At 56.9% G+C, this 19181-nt stretch carries 19 protein-coding genes; all 19 read right to left on the bottom strand.

All coding sequences use genetic code 11. The annotated features are described in order from the left end of the window. Nucleotides 1-7: 7 nt before the first annotated feature. The 19 genes from VFO93_RS10460 to VFO93_RS10370 all read right to left on the bottom strand — a co-directional run bounded on the left by VFO93_RS10460 (nt 8) and on the right by VFO93_RS10370 (nt 18758). A complete protein-coding gene (locus tag VFO93_RS10460) occupies nt 8-778 on the bottom strand; it encodes a glycosyltransferase family 4 protein (protein ID WP_325134316.1) in 771 nt (256 codons plus the stop codon). 363 nt (nt 779-1141) lie between these two features. Next, the gene (locus tag VFO93_RS10455; RefSeq protein WP_325134315.1) at nt 1142-2299 is read right to left on the bottom strand and encodes a glycosyltransferase family 4 protein; all 1158 of its coding nucleotides are present in this window, start codon (nt 2297-2299) and stop codon (nt 1142-1144) included. Nucleotides 2300-2343: 44 nt separating this feature from the next. Next, nucleotides 2344-2862 (bottom strand): hypothetical protein, encoded by a 519-nt coding sequence (locus VFO93_RS10450; protein WP_325134314.1) that lies wholly within the window; start codon nt 2860-2862, stop codon nt 2344-2346. After that, nucleotides 2850-3035: a hypothetical protein gene (locus VFO93_RS10445; RefSeq protein WP_325134313.1), complete on the bottom strand. Its 186-nt coding sequence runs from the start codon at nt 3033-3035 to the stop codon at nt 2850-2852. Before VFO93_RS10445 ends, VFO93_RS10450 begins: the two co-directional genes overlap by 13 nt. Nucleotides 3036-3101: 66 nt before the next feature. After that, the gene (locus VFO93_RS10440; RefSeq protein WP_325134312.1) at nt 3102-3506 is read right to left on the bottom strand and encodes an acyltransferase family protein; all 405 of its coding nucleotides are present in this window, start codon (nt 3504-3506) and stop codon (nt 3102-3104) included. Further along, entirely contained in the window at nt 3503-4780 is a 1278-nt protein-coding gene (locus VFO93_RS10435) for a glycosyltransferase (RefSeq protein WP_325134311.1), read from the bottom strand. The genes VFO93_RS10440 and VFO93_RS10435 overlap by 4 nt, the downstream gene beginning before the upstream one ends. Before the next feature lie 54 nt (nt 4781-4834). Continuing rightward, nucleotides 4835-6061 (bottom strand): glycosyltransferase family 4 protein, encoded by a 1227-nt coding sequence (locus tag VFO93_RS10430; protein ID WP_325134310.1) that lies wholly within the window; start codon nt 6059-6061, stop codon nt 4835-4837. 140 nt (nt 6062-6201) lie between these two features. Next, nucleotides 6202-7401, bottom strand: coding sequence for a glycosyltransferase family 4 protein (locus VFO93_RS10425; RefSeq protein ID WP_325134309.1), 1200 nt, complete (start codon nt 7399-7401; stop codon nt 6202-6204). A gap of 222 nt (nt 7402-7623) precedes the next feature. Continuing rightward, complete coding sequence (locus tag VFO93_RS10420) at nt 7624-8763, bottom strand: glycosyltransferase family 4 protein (RefSeq protein WP_325134308.1); 1140 nt, start codon at nt 8761-8763, stop codon at nt 7624-7626. Beyond that, on the bottom strand, nt 8760-9659 hold the full coding sequence (locus VFO93_RS10415) for a glycosyltransferase (protein ID WP_325134307.1): 900 nt from the start codon (nt 9657-9659) through the stop codon (nt 8760-8762). Before VFO93_RS10415 ends, VFO93_RS10420 begins: the two co-directional genes overlap by 4 nt. A 33-nt stretch (nt 9660-9692) precedes the next feature. Then, nucleotides 9693-10652, bottom strand: a complete 960-nt coding sequence (locus VFO93_RS10410) for a glycosyltransferase family 2 protein (RefSeq protein ID WP_325134306.1) — start codon at nt 10650-10652, stop codon at nt 9693-9695. An 18-nt stretch (nt 10653-10670) separates the two neighbouring features. Next, a complete protein-coding gene (locus VFO93_RS10405) occupies nt 10671-11612 on the bottom strand; it encodes a glycosyltransferase family 2 protein (protein WP_325134305.1) in 942 nt (313 codons plus the stop codon). 5 nt (nt 11613-11617) lie between these two features. Next, on the bottom strand, nt 11618-12508 hold the full coding sequence (locus tag VFO93_RS10400; RefSeq protein WP_325134304.1) for an alpha-1,2-fucosyltransferase: 891 nt from the start codon (nt 12506-12508) through the stop codon (nt 11618-11620). Nucleotides 12509-12510: 2 nt separating this feature from the next. Continuing rightward, nucleotides 12511-13059: an acyltransferase gene (locus VFO93_RS10395; RefSeq protein ID WP_325134303.1), complete on the bottom strand. Its 549-nt coding sequence runs from the start codon at nt 13057-13059 to the stop codon at nt 12511-12513. Then, nucleotides 13016-14266 carry an ABC transporter ATP-binding protein gene (locus VFO93_RS10390; RefSeq protein ID WP_325134302.1) on the bottom strand — a complete coding sequence of 417 codons (1251 nt, stop codon included), beginning with the start codon at nt 14264-14266 and terminating at the stop codon, nt 13016-13018. Before VFO93_RS10390 ends, VFO93_RS10395 begins: the two co-directional genes overlap by 44 nt. A gap of 57 nt (nt 14267-14323) precedes the next feature. Next, complete coding sequence (locus VFO93_RS10385; RefSeq protein WP_325134301.1) at nt 14324-15220, bottom strand: ABC transporter permease; 897 nt, start codon at nt 15218-15220, stop codon at nt 14324-14326. A gap of 195 nt (nt 15221-15415) precedes the next feature. Continuing rightward, on the bottom strand, nt 15416-16339 hold the full coding sequence (gene fcl / locus VFO93_RS10380; RefSeq protein ID WP_325134324.1) for a GDP-L-fucose synthase: 924 nt from the start codon (nt 16337-16339) through the stop codon (nt 15416-15418). Between the two features lie 20 nt (nt 16340-16359). Continuing rightward, entirely contained in the window at nt 16360-17472 is a 1113-nt protein-coding gene (gene gmd / locus VFO93_RS10375; RefSeq protein ID WP_325134300.1) for a GDP-mannose 4,6-dehydratase, read from the bottom strand. A 170-nt stretch (nt 17473-17642) separates the two neighbouring features. Further along, nucleotides 17643-18758, bottom strand: a complete 1116-nt coding sequence (locus tag VFO93_RS10370) for a DegT/DnrJ/EryC1/StrS family aminotransferase (RefSeq protein WP_325134299.1) — start codon at nt 18756-18758, stop codon at nt 17643-17645. Between the last annotated feature and the right edge of the window lie 423 nt (nt 18759-19181).

Here is a 19181-nt window from a genome sequence, read left to right as displayed (position 1 = left end):
GCCGTACTTAGGAAAACAACGCCAGAAAAACGGGGGTAGTTGCCACCACCGAGTAGCGCTGCACAATAGTGGCGCGGGCGGCGGCACCCAGTTGCTGGCGCAAGGCCGCGTCAGTAAGCACTTGCCGGATGCGCCGCTGCCAATCGGCGGGCTCGCGGCAGATGTAGCCATTGATGCCATCCTGCACTACCTCCGTATTCATCCCAACCGGCGACACCAGCGCGGGAATACCTAAGGCCATGTATTGCAATGCCTTAAAGGCGCACTTGCCTTGCGCCCACTGGTCGTCTTCCAGTGGCATCAGCCCCACGTGAAATGCTAGCAAATCAGCAATTTCGGTTGCTTTTTGCCACGGCACAAAGCGCAGCGAGCGCAAGGGCTGGTCGAAGTCGGGCGGCTGATTGGAGATAACCCGAAACTCAAAGTCGAGTCCTTCCGCCTCCAGCTGAGCTAGCAGGGGCACCAAAGGCCGCAGGTATTTGAGCGTAGAGTGGGTGCCCGTCCAGCCAATTATCAGCGGGCCGGGTGCCGCTTGGTTTCGCACCTTGTTGTGCAGGTGCTCGGTGTCGATGGTGGTTGGCACAACGACAGTATTCGGGTTGAACTGCCGGGCGTGGGCCGCCAGGTAGGCATTGCCGCAGCTATTCTTGTAGGCCCACCCGCAAATGCTGTCTACCTTGTGGTGCCACTTGAGCCCGGCAGCCACCTTGTTCGCCTCCGAGGTATTAGCAAGCCAGATGGCATCGTCAAAATCGTAGATGACGCGTTTACGCAGCACCTTAGCGAGCAGCCATTCGAATACCGGGGGCCCGAGCGGGGCCGCTTCGCGGTGCACAAACACATAGTCGTAGCTTCTCGCTGCCAACACGTGCCCCAAGCGTCGGCCAAAACCCCGCACAATGCCTAAGGCCTTGCGGGCCCCGTGGCCAGGCTTATATAAAATGCGCCAAGTTTCATCGTCTAAAAACGAAGCCAGTTGGTATGTATGCCCGTGCTGCTGCAAACTACCCAGGTACTGCTCGAAGCGAAATCGCTGTGACGGCGCCTGGCCAAACGGGTACGGAGTAAGGAATAGGATGCGCAAAATAAGGGTGGGCCAAGCCAACGGGACCGTATCGCACAAAAATACGACTGCCCTCCCCTACCGCTCATCGGCCAGCACCTGGCGGTACAGTTCGCCCAACGCCTGGTAAGTAGCGGTCGGCGCAAATTTTTGCCGCACAAAGGCCCGGCCAGCTGCCGCAAAGCGGGTGCGCAAGGCCGCGTCGGCCGCCAGCCGGCCGATGGCGGCCGCCATGGCGGCCACGTCGCGGTTAGGTACCAACAAGCCCGATTTATCATGCTCGAACAACTCGGCCGGACCGCCGCAGTCGCTGGCGATGAGGGGCGTGCCGTAGTACAGCGCATCGAGGCAGGTGAGAGAAAATGATTCCGACTCCGAGAAATTCAGGATAATGTCGGCCGCCTTCATAGCAGCCTCTACGTCGGTGACAAAGCCGCCGAACTGCACCACTGCGCCGAGGCCCGCCCGGGCGGCCGTAGCTTCGAGCTGCTGCCGGAACTCCTGGTTTTTAGCCAAGCCCATGTCGCCGCCCGCGAAGCGCAGCCGCAGGCGATTATCTTGCTGATAAGCCGTTTTGAAGGCTTGCAAAGCCAAATCCTGCCCCTTGCCCTGCATATAGTTGCTGAGGTAAAGCAGCTCGATAGTGCCGTCGGGGCGCGGCGGGTGGGTAGTCACGGGGTGGCGCTCGGCACCGGGCAGCGGGTCGTACACCACCTGGTTTTTGGGGCCGGCGTCGAAGTAGCGGCGCACGGCCTGCGACACGCACACTACCCGGCTCGCCCCTACCCCCGCCAGCCAGCGCCAGGTGCGCGCCAGCGGCTGCACCAGGCTTTGGGGCAAAAAACGCACGTGCGTAACTACCCGCAAGCGGCCCAGGCTCAGCAGCTTGGCTACGTAGCCGGTCAGGTTGTAGAAGTCGTTGAGGTGCACGATGCTGGCCCCGGTGCGGCGGGCCAGGCGGTGCAGCCGCCAGCCATTGAGCAGCAGCATGGGCACGTAGCGCAGCAAATCGGCCTTGCGGCGGCTGATTTCCACGAAGGGCAGTTCGTGTACTACGTAGCCATCGGCCGCCACCACAGCCTTACCCAGGCTGCCGGTGGGCAGCACATACTCGAACCGCCATCGGCCGCTGGTTTGCAGCGGATTAGTAGCGTGGCGCATGGCGTTGAGCGCGCCGGTTACGGCCACGGAGTTATCTATTAGGAGCACCAACGGCTGGGCAGTCGAATTAGGCACGAGTTCTGATAATAAATAGCGAAACAGCTGACCTGCTTGCTAGTCTAGTGTTTGATGAAGGCGAAGCGATTCTTGAATTTCAGAAACGGCTTCTCGTAAAAATTAAAGCTTACCCAGCTGATGGCCAGCGCCAGCAACAAGCCTACGGCATTGTCGCCAAGCACCACGCCCAGCGGTGTACCGTTCAAGCCCAGCCGGTGCAGCAGCTGGTAGGCCGCCAGCAACGCCAGAAAGTGCAGGCAATAAAGGCCGTACGTGTAAGTACCCCAGTACGAGAGCAGCCGCAGCTGCGACATCTTGACGAAGGAGTGCCGGGCGTAATTTTGCTCGAGCAGCACGAAGGCGAAAAAGCAGGCCAGCACCAGGCGGTCGAGGGCCGGGTAGCCGGGCAGTTGCCAGAGCACGTGGCGGCCGTAGATGAGGGCCACGCCCGCCACGTAGCCCAGCCCGATGGCCCAGCGCGGCAGGCGCGCCACGGCCGAGGTCAGGCGGTCGTCGCGGAAGCACAGCCAGGCCACCAGCCCGCCCAGGGCCATGTCGCCGATGAGACTCAGTGTGTGCAAGCCGTAGAGGTTGAACATCCATGCGGGTCGTCGTGCAGGTGCCAGAAGCGGAAGCCCAGGCTCAAGGCCAGCACGCCCCCGAATAGCCAGCCCATGCGCCGGGCCGGCGTGGCGGCCACCAGCAGCGGCCACACCAAGTAAAACTGCTCCTCGACCGGCACCGACCAGAGCAACGTGAGCGTGGGCGTCTGGCTACCGTGGTAGAGATTGTTAGAATTAACCAGAAACGTGAGGAAATATCAGGGCTGGGGCGTTTCCTGCAAACCGTGCAGCCCGAAACGGGCCTTCACCACGAAGCCAATGAACACGACCACGAAGTACAGCGGCCAGATGCGCAAAATGCGCCGCATGTAAAACGCCCCGATGGCCACCCGCCCCATCAGCTGCTTTTCGCTAAGCAGCAGGTAGGTGATGAGAAAACCGCTAAGGACGAAAAAGAAATTCACGCCCAGGTCGCCCACGCGGGTGAGCTGGTAGGGCACTTGGTAGAGCGAGCTGGCCGCGATGCCCGCGTCGGGAGTGTATAACGAGTGGAACAAAAACACGGCGAAAAACGCCAGAAAGCGCAGCCCGTCGAGATTAGGAAAAAAGACGCGCGGCGCACGGGGCGCGGCAGGGGCTAGCGCGGGCGAAGCTATACTCATGCGGCGGGCGCGGCTAGGGTGTGGTCGATGAGCTGCCGCCAGCGCGCAAAGGTACGGCGGTGCGAAAAATCGAGGGCGCGGTGGTGGGCCGCCTCGGCCAGCCGTTGGCGCAGGGCGTCGTCGGCGAGCAGCTTTTGCAGGGCGGCTACCCACTCGGCCTGGGCGGGGGCGGCGGGGGCGGGCGGCAGCATGGGCATCAGCACGCCGTAGGGGGCCCACTCGGCCTGCGCAATCGGCTGCTGCGGAATGGCCGACTCGGGGGCCAGCATCTCGCGGGGGCCGGTGGGGCAGTCGGTCGAGAGGCAGGCTACGCCGCAGGTCATGGCCTCGCCCAGCGCCAGCGGAAAACCTTCCCAGGCCGACGGAAACACAAACGCCTGCGCCGGCCGGATGTACTTGAACGGGTTGCTTTGCAGCCCCACAAAGTACACGTCGTACTCAGGCGTAATTTGCTCGCCCGCCCAGGCCTGGTACACGCGCAGGCCCAGCGCCTGTGCGTGCTGCACCAGCTCGCCGCGCAAATCGCCATCGCCGATAAAAACCAGCCGGGCGGATTGCTGCTTGCGTAGCGTGGCAAACACGTCGAGCAGCGGGGCCTGGTTTTTTTGGATAGCCAGCCGGCCCGAGGTTACCAGCACCGGCCCGGCCGCGTACACGGCCTGCATGGCCGCGTCGAGCGGCTCGATGCTGCGCTGGCGCACGGCCTCCACGTCGAACGAGTTGTTGATGGCCGAGAGCTTATGCGCTTCTACCCCGAATACTTCCGTCATTTCGGGGATGATGTCGCGGCTCACCGTCACTACCTTATCGGCGCGCTGGTAGAGCCAAGGCATCAGCAAGCGCTTTCGCAGCCAGCCCACTGCGCCTTTTATTTCGCCATCGTGCACCTTCGAGCCGTGGATGAGAATAATAATCTTCTCGCGGCCCTTGCTCAGCAAATTCACGTAGTCGGCCCCTTCAAGGTGGCTGATGGCCACGTCGCAGCCCAGCTCGCGCTTGAGGTCGCGCAGGCGCTGCACGCGGCGGTAAAAGTGCTGCATCTTGGCCAGCGAGCTACCGCCGCCAGGCACGCCGAGGCTGCACACGGGGTTGCCGCTGGGGTAGAGGTCGGGGTCGTCTTCGTTGAAGATGACTTCGGCTACGTCGTAAAACTCGCGCAGCGCCACGCCATGGTCGTGAAACACTCGCTGCGCCCCGCCCAGACCCCGATTGGGAATAATCATCAGCAGGCGCGGGCGCGCACCGGCTGCCACTACAGTAGTTGTACTCATCATAAATCACTTACACCCTATCGCCGGCCTGCAAGCGCGGTGGCCGGCCCGGCAAATTTACGCCCGGCCGGCGGCGGGCGCGGGCTGCACCTCGGCAAACAGTGCCTCGTAGGCCGCCACGCAGCGCGCCATCCGAAACTTATCGAAGCACTGCGCGGCCAGCGCCTTGTGCGCGGCCAGCAGCGCCGGGCTGGTGAGGTAGGCCCGCAGGGCGGCCGTGAAAGCAGCCGGGTCGGTGAGGCCCCGGCCGTTTTGCTCCACTAGCGCGCCGGCCAGGCCTTGCCCCGGCACCTCCAGCATCTGGGGTAGCTCGCCGATGCGGGTAGCCACCACCGGCGCGCCGCAAAACAGGTACTCGGCCACGCAGTTGGGCAGGCTTTCGGAGGCGAAGTAGCTGGGTAGCAAGCCTACGTCGAATAGCCGTACCCAGTCGATGGGATTGGGCGCGAAGCCCACGAAATGCACGCGCGGGTTGGTGGTAGCGACGCGCAGGCCGTCGAGGTAGTCGCTGCTACCCACCAAGATGAGGTGCGCCTGCGGAAACTCCTGGCTCAGCTCCTCAAAGGAATCGAGCGCGTACTGCCAGCCTTTTTGCGGAATTCCCCGCGCCACCATGCCAAACACCACGTCGGCCACGCCGATGCCGAGCTGCGCCCGGCTGGGCAGCTGCCTGGCCGGTGAAAACTGCCCGTCGAAGCCGTTGTAAATCTGCGCGTGTGGCACGTCGGCGAGCGGGCGCACGCCGGGAACCGAGAATATTTCCAGGTTTTTGGCGGTGAGGTACACCACGCCAGCCGCCTCACGTAGCGCCTGGCGCGATTTCAGCGTGACCTCGGGTTCGGTGGCTTTGTGCAAAAACTCCTCGTAGCAGCCGTGCATGGTTATGACCACCGGCACGGCCGGGTGGGCGGCCGTGCCGGCGGCCGTGGCCACATAGTCCGATTTTATCATGTGCGAGTTAATGACTTGCACGCGAAGCCGCTCCAGGGTGCGGCGCAGGTGCTGCTCCACCAGCTTTTCACGCCACTCAAATACCCACCCCAGCCGCCGAAACACGCTTTGAGCCTTCTGCGTGAGCCAGTCGAGGCCTGGCAGGCCAGCCTCAAACGACAGCACCGACACATCGGGCGCTAGCTGGCGCACCAGCGGGTAGTTGACATAGGCCGCGTAGTGGCTGTAGAGGTGCACCTGGTGGCCGCGCTGGTGCAGCGCTTGTGCCAGCCGCATGCCAAATACCTGGGCACCGCCCGTGCGCAGGTCTTCGATGGCAATGAGAATATTCATATACGAGCGTTAAAATAATTTTCTCAAAAGCTGGCAATACGGTCTTTTGCTAGGTGTATGGGTGTTAGAGGCAGCTAACTCCGGTAAGGTTGGCGCAATAAGTTGCTCTCCCCCCGCCGGGCTACCGCCGCACCGCAAGCCTACGAAGTAGCGGCTGCCGACCCTAACTGCGGCTGGCGGCCGAGCTTGGCTTGCAGCAACTCGCCCACGGCCACGCCCCAGGCGTCCCAGTTCAGCTTGGCCTCGTACAAATCGCGCGCAGTGCGGCGCAGCTGCTGGTAGAGCGCCGGATTGGCCAGCACTTGGGTAATGGCTTGCGCAAACTCGGGGCCGCCCGCCGCTAGACTGAGGCGGTAGCCATTCACGCCGTTTTCTACGAAGTCGGCGATGCCGCCGGTATCGGTGGTGAAAGAGGGCACGCCAAACGAGCTGGCTTCGCAGAAGGCGATGGCCGCGCACTCGGCCCGCGTGGGTAGCAAAAAGAAGTCGGCCTCGCGGTAGAGCTGCACCATGCGGCCGAGCTGTTCGGGGTTGTTTTTATCCAGAAACGGGATAACCGTGAGGTTGGGGTGCTCGAAGCCGGCCGGTGGCACGCAGCCGCAGATGGTGAGGTGCGCGTCGATGCCCTGCTCGCACAGCTGCGCCAGCGTGTCGAAGGCAATGGCCCCGCCCTTGCGCACCCACTCTACCCCCACAAATAGCAGCTGGCACCGGCCGGGCCGGGGCTGGCGGTGAATGACTTCTTCGCGCGGCAACACGATGGGGAAATTGGCCCCGAACGGAAAAACGGCTACCTTTTCGGCCAGCGCGCCAAAGTCATTGATGGCCGAATTGCCAGCCCAGTGTGATGAATACACCAGCAAATCGGCCCGGTCAATGGCGCGCTGCTCGATGTGGGCCAGTTCGCGCTTGGATACGGGCAGCAGCTTCGACAAGCCGGGGTAGTAGTCGATGAGCTGCGTAATGGTCGAGTCGCAGCAGTACACGATGGGCAGGTCGGTGGCGAGGTACGAAAACTCGGTGTAGGACGCGGGCGCAAAAATGAGGTCGTACTGCCCCTGCCGCAGCTTGCGGCCGAAGATGCGGGCATACAGCCGCGCCGTGAGCACGCTGATGCTGTAGTGGTAGCGCCGCCCCTGGCTGAGCTTGCCGACGACCTTGTTGACGCGGTCGCCGAGGGCGAAGAAATAGCGCAGGCTGACCGGCCCCAGATAGGTTACGTCGCCCACGTGCTTTTGCAGGGTATGGGCCAGCATGTAGTGCAGCCCCGACCACGCCCGGCGGTCGCGCGGGTCGGTGGAGGTAAGAAAAGCGATGCGCAGCCGCGTGGCAGTAGGCATGAAGAAAAAGCTTAGTGAGCGGCTTGGCGTGGCCGGGCCGGCTAGGCGCAGACCTGGGTTTGGCGAAAGCCCACGCAAAGGTAAGCCGGGGCTATCGGCCGGGTTCAGCGCGCTGCGCCGGACAGCACCGCTGGAAATCGGCGCAGCCAGGGCCAGGCCTGCTCAATCAGCCCGTTGCTGCTAAAAGCTAAGCCAAGCGAAAAACGCGGCTGGCCTGCACACTCAGCTGGCAGCCAGTGCTTGCAGCCGGGTTAGAAATGTTTCGGCGGCCTTCAGGTCAGCATATTGCCCCGCCCACTCGTGGGCGTTGCTTCCCATCGCCTCCCAGCTACTTTGGGCCTGCCAGGCTTGCTCCAGAGCTGCTTCAAATAGCGGGACAGTAGCCGCTGCCGCCACGAAGCCGGTTTGTCCTTCCGTTAGCCATTCGGCTATGCTGCCTACCGCAGTGCCTACGACGGGCCGGCCGCACAGCATGGCCTCCATCACTACTAGTGGGGCCGCCTCGCGCCGCGAGGGCACCAGCAAAAGGTGATTTTGGCGCCAGATGCTGGTAACATCGGCTACATTGCCGTGCAGCGTCACGCGGGCCTGCAGCTTGTAAAGAGCCAGCAGTTCCACTACATACTCGTGGTCGGGCCCGTCGCCGTAGATATTAAGGTGCCAGGCGCGCTGCTGCCAGCGCGGCGTACTTAGCACCTCCAGCGCAATATCCTGGCCTTTACGATTGATGTCGACCCCGGCTACTATCGCCAGCTGCGGCTCCGCGCTGGTAGGCCAGGGTAGTAGCTCGGCCGCAGGCAGATTTACCGGGTTCTTGACTAGCTCCGCGTTGGGCAGGCGGGTAGCTAACTGGCGCTGCGAAACGTGCGCCTGCTCCTGAGAGACGAAAAAGACCCGGGCGGCGCGCGCAAATATCTGCCGGCCAGTCTGCCGCATCTCGGCCGCTGGCAATTGGCTCGCGTCGTAGTTGTGGCACACGAAGCAAAATGGTACGCCGCTCTGCACAAGCGCTTCCCGAAGCCATGCCATTTGCGTAATTTCAAAATTACCGCCCTGGCTTACGCATATGATGTCCGGCCGAAAAGCTGCCAGCGCCGCGCTCAGCGGCTTTAGCAGGTGCAAAGCCGTCTGCACCCGTCGCGTCAACCTTGTAGCTAGTGAGGGCGAGTAGAGCGGGCGCAGGTGCAGCTCGGCCCCCGCCGCCGCCAGCGCTTGCAGCTGCGGCGGCAGCGGGTCGCGGCGGTAGACGGATGCCAGCACGGCGTGGCCCTGCGCCAGCGCAGCCAAAGCCGTTTGCTGCCAGAGCACTTCGCTTCCCCCCCAGGGCACTGCCGCCATCGTAGAAATAAAGGCAATTCTCATGCGGCAGACGAGTGCACTACTTGCTTGGGTTGGCGAAAGAGCATGCGCAGCCACTGCCGCAATAGCCACAGGCTGTCGCGGTTTGCCGGGTCGAGGCGCAGGCAGCGGTACACGTACTTGCCAATCAAACGGCTGGGAAAGCCGGCGCTCAGCAAGCGATTGATAAACTCCTGCAACGGGGCTATCTCGATTTGCCGAGTTTCGGCGGCGGCCAGCGCAATGGGGCCAAAGGGCAGTTGGCCACTTCGCTTCTGCTCGTACTTCAACGCGTTATGCAGCCACGAAGTATTGACAGACCCCCGCGAATGATGTTCAATCAACACCTCAAAGGTTACGCACACGCGCAGGCCGTGCTGGTATATCTCCGTGCAGTAGTCGACATCGTAGAAGTGAAACTCGGTGAACGTGCGGCTATCAAACGGATATTGCTGCCACACTTCCTTGCGCGAGCACATCCACAGGCCGTCTATTACCGCTACGTCGGTTAACGCCCGCCCCTCCGGGTTGTGCAGGTCCATCTCCGTGTGGCCGTCCGGAAACACGTTGAGCACGTTTTCGCGGCACAGCTTTAGCCCGCACCCCCACCAGGCCGCCGGGGCGGCCACCTGGTACAGCCCACCCGTAATACCTAGCACGCCAACCGTCTTATCCTGTAAGATGTCGGCTACCTTCTGCCCCCAGCCCACGGTATGGAAGCGAATATCCTCGTGCATAAAGCACAGCAGCTCGTACTGTGCTTGCGCGGCCCCTCTGTTGTAAGCTTCGCATATACCATATGTGCCCTTGCTGTTGTCAATGCCAATGACCTCATAAGGAACCCCTATCGTAGCGGCCGCGCTCTTGCTCACTGCAGCTAGCGCATGCGCGTCTCGGGAGCATACAATCAACGAAATCATCTGTATCTGCGTGTTCTTTCTGTCAGGTTCAATCTAGTCGGCCGCTGATTTGGTAACCGCCTTCGCGGCTCGGTGCCTCAGCCAATACAACGCGCTGCTTAAGTAGTATTTGTACTTGCCGGTAGAGCTGGCAAGCTGCATAAACTCGCGCAGCCCTGTCAGCAAGTGGCCTTCGCGCGTGTGGTATACGGCATCAACGGTGGTAAGCATCTGAATAGCTTCCGCATTTATTTTTATGGCATTATGCGCCCCGATATTTTCGAGCTTAGCCACTATCTGCTCTCTCATTCGCCGCTCCGAAGTGCTCATTCGGCGGCGATTATTGCTCGTGCTACTTGGGTGTAGTCGCACGAGCACCCATGCCTCCGGCGTGGCGTCGTACTGAAACGTAGCACCAGCCAGCGCACAACGCAGCCAGAACTCCCAGTCTTCCATTGAGCGCAGAGATTCATCAAACCCCCCTACCTGCTCAATTAGCTTTCTGGAAGTCAGCGCCGCATTAATGGGCAGCTTGTTGTTCTTAATCAGGGACTCGATAATGGGTATGCCGCTGCCGTGCATCGGCACCATCCAATCCGAATCGCCCATATCAAAATCCCGTGCCAACACATCTGGCTGCCCATGCCGGAAATAACGCATGTCGCCATACAGAATATCTACTTCGGGGCTTTGCTGCAGCTTAGCAATTTGAACTTCCAGCTTATGCGGTGTCAGCAAATCATCCGCATCCAGAAACTGCACGTAGTCGCCCTTGGCCTGCCGTAAGCCATTATTACGAGCCGCTGACATACCGGCATTGGCTTGGTAAGCGTACTTGATACGGCTATCCCGGCTGGCAAATTCTTCTGCCACTTGCTTCGTATTATCGCCAGAGCCATCGTCAATCACAATGCATTCCCACGCTCGATAGCTCTGCCTCACTACTGATTCCAGTGTTTCAGCAAGGAGCCAACCGTAATTGTAGCAAGGAATAATAATACTTATCAAGCTCATTATTTCTTAAAGCAAGACTTAAAGATAATTAAACACAAAATAACTAGCCCGCAATGCAAACTTATTGGCCTTTATACTTTTAAAAAAAGAGAACAATGGCTTAAAGCTTTCTTTTTTTGCTATCCTTAAGTAGCCTCCTATTTCATCAAACAAGCTATTATCAGCACCTTTTTGCAAAGAGTCTAGTCTTCTAACTATTGTCTTATTAATGCTCCGCAGTACCGTAGCACTATGCTCGGGGTACAGCCGCATTATATCAGCTTTAACTTTTATTACGTAGGGCAGATTCAATCTATCGGAACCAGAAACAGAGCTAGTATGCTCCCGATATGCTGCCAACACTTCTGGTATACCATAAAACACACAGCCAGAAAAAAGTAGTTTCAGCCACAGATGATAGTCTTCTGCATTTTGCAGAGTTATATCCTCAGTAAAAAAACCTACTTTAGCAAGTGCCTCGCGAGTAGTGAGTACCGTTAATACAGGAATTCGGTTTTGTTCTAGGAAAACCTCAATACCTTCCTGCCCGCTGAAATAGCCTTTACCTGCCCCCATAGCTAAATACTCACCAGCATCATTAAACTTGCCAGTAAAACAGCAGGACTCAGAAAAAATTAAGTCAACTTTTTTATTTCGTATTTCCTGAAGCTGAACTAATAGCTTATCGGGAACCCACAAATCATCAGCATCAAGAAAAGCAATAAGCTCCCCCCGAGAATTACGAATACCGTTATTGCGAGCAACGCCCTGCCTTGCATTAGCTTGATAAACGTATTTAATACGCTTATCAAGTTCGGCATATTTACCAACTATTTTCTTAGTCCCATCTACTGAGCCATCATCAACTACTACCAACTCCCAGTTAGTATAAGTTTGGCTCAAAACGCTCTCTATCGTTTCAGCTATAAACTTTTCAGCATTATAAGCTGGCACCACAACAGATATAAGAGGAGTATCCATACTGACTATATCTGAATCCAAGATAACGGAATCAAATTAATTGAATACTCTGGCATCGTAGCGAACCACTGCTTAGGAGCAACTACTATCTTATTTTTATTTGTATTTAGCCAAGCGCCCCACCAGCTAAATGAGCTGTTAGCAATAATATTATGCTTGCACAAGCTCATCAGCCGCATATCCTCAAAGCTACTTTTTCCGGTATTATGGCTAACGTAAGTAACTGGATAGCCAAATTGCATGTTTTGCGCTACCCACTCCGGCTCATCCGAAAAAATATACAGCACCGGATTACTCACTTGGCTAGCTATGATACTAATCGCAGCTTGATAGTATTCTGGAGAGCAGGTACCATGCACACCATTTATATGTTGGTTGTTTGCATAATCACCCCGCCTAACGTGAATAGCAATTGCATTTTCGCCTTCCATTTGCTGGGCTAACTGTAGGTTTTTACCAGCCAGCGGCGTCTTGAATTTAAAGCACTGCCGAATTAGCTGCTCGTGCTTTTGAAAATACAACTCGCTTTGCCAATAGCCCTCAAAATACGTGTTTGGCGATGTACGCCAAACAGCCGGCTCATACACAAAATTTTGAGCTTCGGGGTAGTATCGAACTTGCTTTAGCTTGCGAAGCAACCTGTAATATATACGCTCTGACAGCGATTTGGGCTGAAACGTGAACAGCCGCAGCAAATCGCTTGATGCTAGCGGTACTTCTCCTTCAAAAATAGATAGCTCGAAATCACGGTAGGTAAAATTCTCCTTTGGCGCACGATTTAATAGTTCTGTTGTATCAAAGAATACTTTAATCTTGCATTCCTGCGCTAAGCTTTGACCAAATGCATACTGAAACATTTGGTTACCTAACCCTCCTATCAGATTAACTATTGACATGCTTATTTTCTAGTACCTATTACGCGTGCTGGCACACCGCCTGCAATTGCATAAGGAGGAATATCTTTATTTACGCAACTATTAGCAGCTATCACAGCTCCCTTCCCAATTCTCACGCCATCGGTTACGGTTACATTTGCGCCAATCCAAACATCGTCCTCTATAATAATCGGCCCCTTAGTTAGATTACCAGCAAACCGCATAGGTACTTCTATTTGCCTGAAATCATGATTTTCCGAAGAAATCATGCAGTGCGGAGCAATCATTACATTATCACCAATAGTAACCTGCCCAGCATATATTACTACGAATGGATTAAGCTGACAATATTTACCGATTGAAATTTTACCAAAACATTGTATAATTACATTGTCTTTAACTTCTGTATACTCACCTATAAATACTTTCTCGGGATTGATAAGCTTGGCACTATCATATATAATGGCGAGCGGAGAAATACTTGAATATTTCTTATATTGATTCTGTCCTGAGATATTATTTTTAATCTCAGTTTTTAATCTGCCAAGTACTTTCCGTATCAATGAGGCCATAGTTCTTATACTTATATTCCTTACTACCTACTTCCAAAACATCTACTTGGCAAGCAGAAGCATTGAAATAGATATTATGAGCAAACGCATCTATTCCTATTGCAAGAATGTACGCACCGGCGCGCAAATTATGCTCTACAGAAACAAGAACTTCAAAATCTCCATTTAAATCTACGGCTTGAATATTATCTAGCTGCCTAGCGGTAAATATTGATACGTGCTCAAAAGTTGTTAAATTCAAGTTGAAGGTAACGTCTCTAAGCGGCTTTAATGCCTTGCCCTTTATCACGAAAATCAAGGGTTCATCAAACTTCGCTGCTCCAGGCTGGCCGAAATAATTCTTTAAGGATATTTCGTATAGCTCTATTTCATGTGTATTCGCTTTTTTCAAGGATTCATTGTCAATCGATGATGACAAAAGCGAATAATATAAGGTAACAGAATCTTCTACAGATGACTGTAAAAGAACTTGTCCGTTTTTCATCACAAGACCTTTATTGCAAAGCCCTTTGACTGCTGCCATATTATGGCTAACGAAAAGGACTGTTCGCCCATCATTGGTGCTAACGTCCTTCATGCGCCCCAGACATTTCTTCTGAAATTCAGCGTCCCCTACCGCTAGTACTTCATCTACAATCAGAATCTCAGGTTCTAGAAAGGCCGCTACGGCAAAGGCCAGGCGCACGTACATGCCGCTGCTGTAGCGCTTAACCGGCGTGTCGATGTAGCGTTCAACTCCCGAGAAGTCCACAATCTCATCGAACTTGCTGCGAATCTCGGTTTTGGTCATGCCGAGAATAGCACCGTTCAGGAAGATATTCTCGCGGCCGGTCAATTCCGGATGAAAGCCCGTACCTACCTCCAGCAGCGACGCAATGCGGCCATTAACCTTGATATTGCCCGTAGTAGGGGCTGTTACCTTCGAAAGCACTTTCAGAAGGGTTGACTTACCAGCCCCGTTGCGGCCGATGATACCCAGCACCTCACCCTTCTTTACTTCAAAGTCAACATCTTTCAGTGACCATACATAGTCGCTGGAGCCTTTCTTGGTGCGGTCGTTCGTTTCCCCTACTGTCGCGAAAGGGTCTTCCTTGCCGCGCAGGCGGGCAAACCAGCGGTTCAGGTCGTGGCTAATGGTGCCCGTGCCTATCTCTCCCAGGCGATATTGCTTGCCTAATCCTTCTACCTTGATGGCGATGTCACTCATAATTCTACTTACTATTAGCTAGTATTTCGCTGCGCCAAGCCGACGGCCTTGCAATGCTTACACCGTGTCGGTGAAACTTTTTTCTACCCTGTTAAAAATAATAATACCGAACAGCAGGATAACCAAGGTAGCCGCCGTGCTGTAGCCCAGGTAAAGCCAGCTGAATGTTCCGGCCCCTAAAAAAGCTACCCGGAAGGTCTCTGTAATGGCGCTCATGGGGTTGGCCAAAATCAGCCACATATACTTGGCTGGCACTTTAGAGAGCGGGTAGATAACCGGCGTAGCATACAATGCCAGCTGCACGCCAAAGGTGAGTAGCATGGCCAGGTCGCGGTACTTGGTGGTGAGGGCGCTAAAAATCATGCCCAGACCCAGCGAGAGCAAGCCCATCAGCACTACCAGCACGGGCGTCAGTAGCATCAGCGCATTGGGGTGCAGGTTGTCCGTGGTGAAAAGGTAATAGCCCCAGACCAGCAGAAAGAGTCCAAACTGAATACCAAAGCGCACCAGGTTGGAAATGACAATCGAGAGCGGCATCGTCAGGCGTGGGAAATACACCTTGCTGAACATTGCCGCGTTGGTCGTAAACACCGTGGAAACCGCCGTCAGGCTCTGCGAAAAATAGCCCCACACGGTATTGCCAGCCAGGTAAAATACAAACGGCGGAATACCATCGGTACCCAGCTGCGCTACCCGCCCAAAAATGATGTAAAAGGTAATGGTAGTGAGCAGGGGCTGGATAAAAAACCAGATAGGCCCCAGAATCGTCTGCTTGTAGTTGGACACGAAATCGCGCCGCACGAACAGCATGACCAGGTCGCGGTAGCGCCACACATCGCCCAGGCGAAGGTCGAACACACCCGTACGCGGCTCAATAACCTCCGTCCAGTTTTCTTCCTGAGCAGCGGAAGTAGTAGCTAATTCAACTGGCTTGATAGTGTCAACAGTTTGCACAAAGAGAGATAGTAAATAACAAAACCAGTAGTACGGAGCCGTTGAGCGAGCTATTCGCTAGCTACTCTTGCACTAAGCCAAGGCTATAGGGCGCACCTCCTAACGGGGCAAAGATACGAACAAGCCCTAAAGCCAACAGCGCGTGCCTCTATAGCAGAAGCACGCGCCGTTTAAAAACAGCCGCTGTCAGTTGTTTTACCGGCTGAATGCACCGGCATACACCGCCTGCACACCTTCTTCCAGACCAATTGTAGCTTTCCAGCCGTGGCTGGCCAGCTTACTCACGTCCATGAGCTTGCGGGGCGTACCGTCGGGATAATCCGAGTTGAAGCGGATGCTACCCTCGTAGCCCACAGTGCGCTGCACCAGCTCGGCCAGCTCGCGGATGCTCAGGTCCGTGCCGGTGCCGATATTCACCAGGCCTGGCTCGTTATAGTTTTCGAGCAGCCAGTAACACGCATCGGCCAGGTCATCGACATGCAGGAACTCGCGGCGGGGCGTGCCGGTGCCCCATACTTCTACCTCGGGCGCACCGGCTTCTTTGGCCTCGTGAAACTTGCGCAGCAGCGCCGGCAGCACGTGCGAGTTTTTGAGGTCGTAGTTGTCGTGCGGCCCGTAGAGGTTGGTGGGCATGGCCGAGATGTAGTTGCAGCCGTATTGGCTGCGGTAGGCATCGCACAGCTTGATGCCCGCAATCTTAGCGATGGCGTAGGGCTCGTTGGTGCTTTCAAGCTCGCCGGTCAGTAGCGCGTCTTCCTGCAAGGGCTGGGGCGCAAACTTGGGGTAGATGCACGACGAGCCCAAAAACAACAATTTCGTAACGCCATTCAGGTAAGCCTGATGGATGACGTTGCTCTCAATCATGAGATTGTCGTACAGAAACTCGGCCCGGTAGATGTTGTTGGCCTGAATGCCGCCTACCTTAGCCGCGGCCAAAATGACGTATTCGGGCTTCTCCTGGGCGAAGAATTCGGATACGGCCTGCTGGCTGCGCAAGTCAAGCTCGCTCGAAGTGCGGGTCACGAGGTTGGTGAAGCCTTCCTGGGTCAGGCGGCGCACCAGCGCGGAGCCGACCATCCCGCGATGGCCGGCTACGTAAATTTTTGCCTCTTTTGGTATCATAAATCAGGAAAAGCGGCTTACTCGTAGGCGTTTGGAATGGCGTAGCCGCCAGCCTGCAAGTGGGCGTCGCGCTGAAACAGCTTAAGGTCGGCCTGCACCATCTCCTGCACCAGGGCTTGGAGGTCGTATTGGGGCTCCCAGCCCAGCTTGGTTTTGGCTTTGGTGGGGTCGCCAATCAGCAGCTCCACTTCGGTGGGGCGGAAGTAGCGCTCGTCAATCTGCACCACTACCGTGCCAGCCTCCAGCTGGAAGCTGGGGTTGCTGCACGCTACCACGTGCGCCTGCTCGGTAACGCCTTCGCCCGTGAATGCCAGCTCGATACCCAGCTCCGCAAACGAGAGGCGCACGAAGTCGCGCACCGTGGTAGTTACGCCGGTGGCGATAACGTAGTCTTCGGGCTCGTCCTGCTGCAAAATGCGCCACATGGCTTCCACGTAGTCTTTGGCGTGGCCCCAGTCGCGCTTGGCGTCGAGGTTGCCCAGGAATAGCTTCTGCTGCAAGCCCAGCGCGATGCGCGCGGCGGCGCGGGTGATTTTGCGGGTTACGAAGGTTTCGCCGCGCAGCGGGCTTTCGTGGTTGAAGAGGATGCCGTTGCAGGCATACATGTTGTACGCCTCGCGGTAGTTTACCGTAATCCAGTAGCCGTAGAGCTTGGCCACGGCGTAGGGCGAGCGCGGGTAGAAGGGCGTGGTTTCGGACTGCGGCACCTGCTGCACCAGGCCGTACAGCTCCGAGGTGCTGGCCTGGTAGATGCGGGTTTTCTTCTCGAGGCCCAGGATGCGGATGGCTTCGAGCAAACGCAGCGTACCGATGCCATCGACGTCGGCCACGTACTCGGGCGTATCAAACGACACCTTCACGTGCGACATGGCGCCGAGATTATAAATCTCGTCGGGCTGCACCTGCTGCACAATGCGAATCAGGTTGGTCGAGTCCGACAGGTCGCCGTAGTGCAGGATAAAGCGAACGTGGCTTTCGTGCGGGTCCTGGTACAGGCTATCAATACGCTCGGTATTGATGAGCGACGACCGCCGTTTGATGCCGTGGACTTCATATCCTTTGCTAAGTAGCAACTCTACCAGATAGGCTCCGTCCTGACCGGTTACCCCGGTGATAAGCGCACGCTTCATTAGGTTAAATGTAAAAATTTGCTGAGTGGAAATATCAGCTATGAGTGAAGAGAGTAGTTGTAGTTAATCAAGATTGATAGCTGTACACAGTCGCTATGTAGCTATTCTCCCTATCTACAAAGGTATTGGCTTTTAGATAAAGTAACTCAAAAAATAGCTGTCGAGCTAATTTACCGGCCGCAAAAATTGCGCACGGCTTCGGCCACGCGCGCCACCATACTTTCCGTCATGCCGGGCCACAGCGGCAAACTCAGGCAGGTTGCCGCCAGTTTTTCGGCCACGGGCAGCGCGCCCGGCGGCAGCCTCATTGCCGCATACGCCGGCTGCAAATGCGGCGGCACCGGGTAATGCACTAGGGTTTCAATCCCTTGGGCGGCCAGGTGCTGCCGCAGGGCGTCGCGCCGGGCAGTGTGCACCACGTAGAGGTGCCACACGGGCGCGGCCCCGGCCGCCACGGCCGGTAGTTGCAGGTCAGGCAGGTCAGCCAGATGGCTGCTATACCAGGCGGCTAGCTGCCGGCGCTGCGCCGTCCAGGCTGGTAGCTGGCGCAGCTTCACACGCAGCGCGGCAGCCTGCAGTTCGTCGAGGCGCGAATTGTAGCCGGGTAGCTCGTGGTAGTTTTTCTGGATGGCGCCGTAGCTGCGCAGGCGGCGCAGCTGCCCGGCCAGGGCCGCGTCGTGGGTAGTGAGCGCCCCGGCATCGCCCAGCGCGCCCAGGTTTTTGGTGGGGTAAAAGCTGGTGGCATTCACCGCCCCGAAGCTACCCGTGAGCTGCCCGGCCCACGTTGCGCCCTGCGCCTGCGCGTTGTCTTCGACCACTGCCAGGCCGTGCCGGGCGGCAAACTCCATAACCTCAGTCATGCGGCAAGGCTGCCCGTAGAGGTGCACGGGCAGAATAGCCCGCGTGCGCGGCGATAGGGAGGCCGCCAGCCCGGCCGGGTCGAGGTTGCTGGTAGCCGGGTCGGGCTCCACGGGCACGGGCGTAGCCCCGGCGTGCGTCACGGCCAGCCAGGTGGCAATGTAGGTATTGGAGGGCACCAGCACTTCATCGCCGGGGCCGATGCCGAGCGCCCGTAGTGCCAGCGTGAGGGCCTCCAGGCCGTTGCCGACGCCCACGGTGTGGGCTACCCCGCTAAACTGGCTGTACTCCTGCTCGAACTGCGCTACCTCCTCCCCCAGCACGTACCAGTTGGAATCGTAGACGCGGGCCATAGCGGCCAGCGCTTCGGGCCGTATGGCTGCGTGCATGGCCTGCGACGAGAAGAAGGGTATTGCTGAATTAGTCACAAAAAATTTACCTACCCAATTTCTTGCCGTATCGAATACACACAAATTCAAGATGCAGCTGACCCTTGCCTGGTGGTTTAGGCTAATTGGCTTTTGGCTGGGTTCCTAAAATTGGCTTGGCCAACTACCCTCAACTTAGTCCAATTATAGCTCACCCAAGGCTGAAGCATAGCTGAAGGCACCTTCACCCTAGGTTGAAGGCAGGCTGCTGCATGCCTGAATCATCTCCCCCTATCCTACTTTTATCCATAACGCGCCTCAGACCACTCTTTCGCAAGATTGGTACTTTTACTAGGCCACTGATTTGATAAGTTAAGCTTTCATCCCTGGTTTCCAGGCGCTTCGCCACTAATATAAGCAAAAACCACTTTGCTGGTCGCCTGGCACCTGTTTGAGCGTTAGCCTAATCTTTCCGGAGTTGCT

It is taken from the genome of Hymenobacter sp., from assembly GCF_035709525.1.
In the GTDB taxonomy this organism is placed as follows: Bacteria; Bacteroidota; Bacteroidia; order Cytophagales; family Hymenobacteraceae; genus Hymenobacter.
This window is presented reverse-complemented; position numbering and strand designations above follow the sequence as displayed.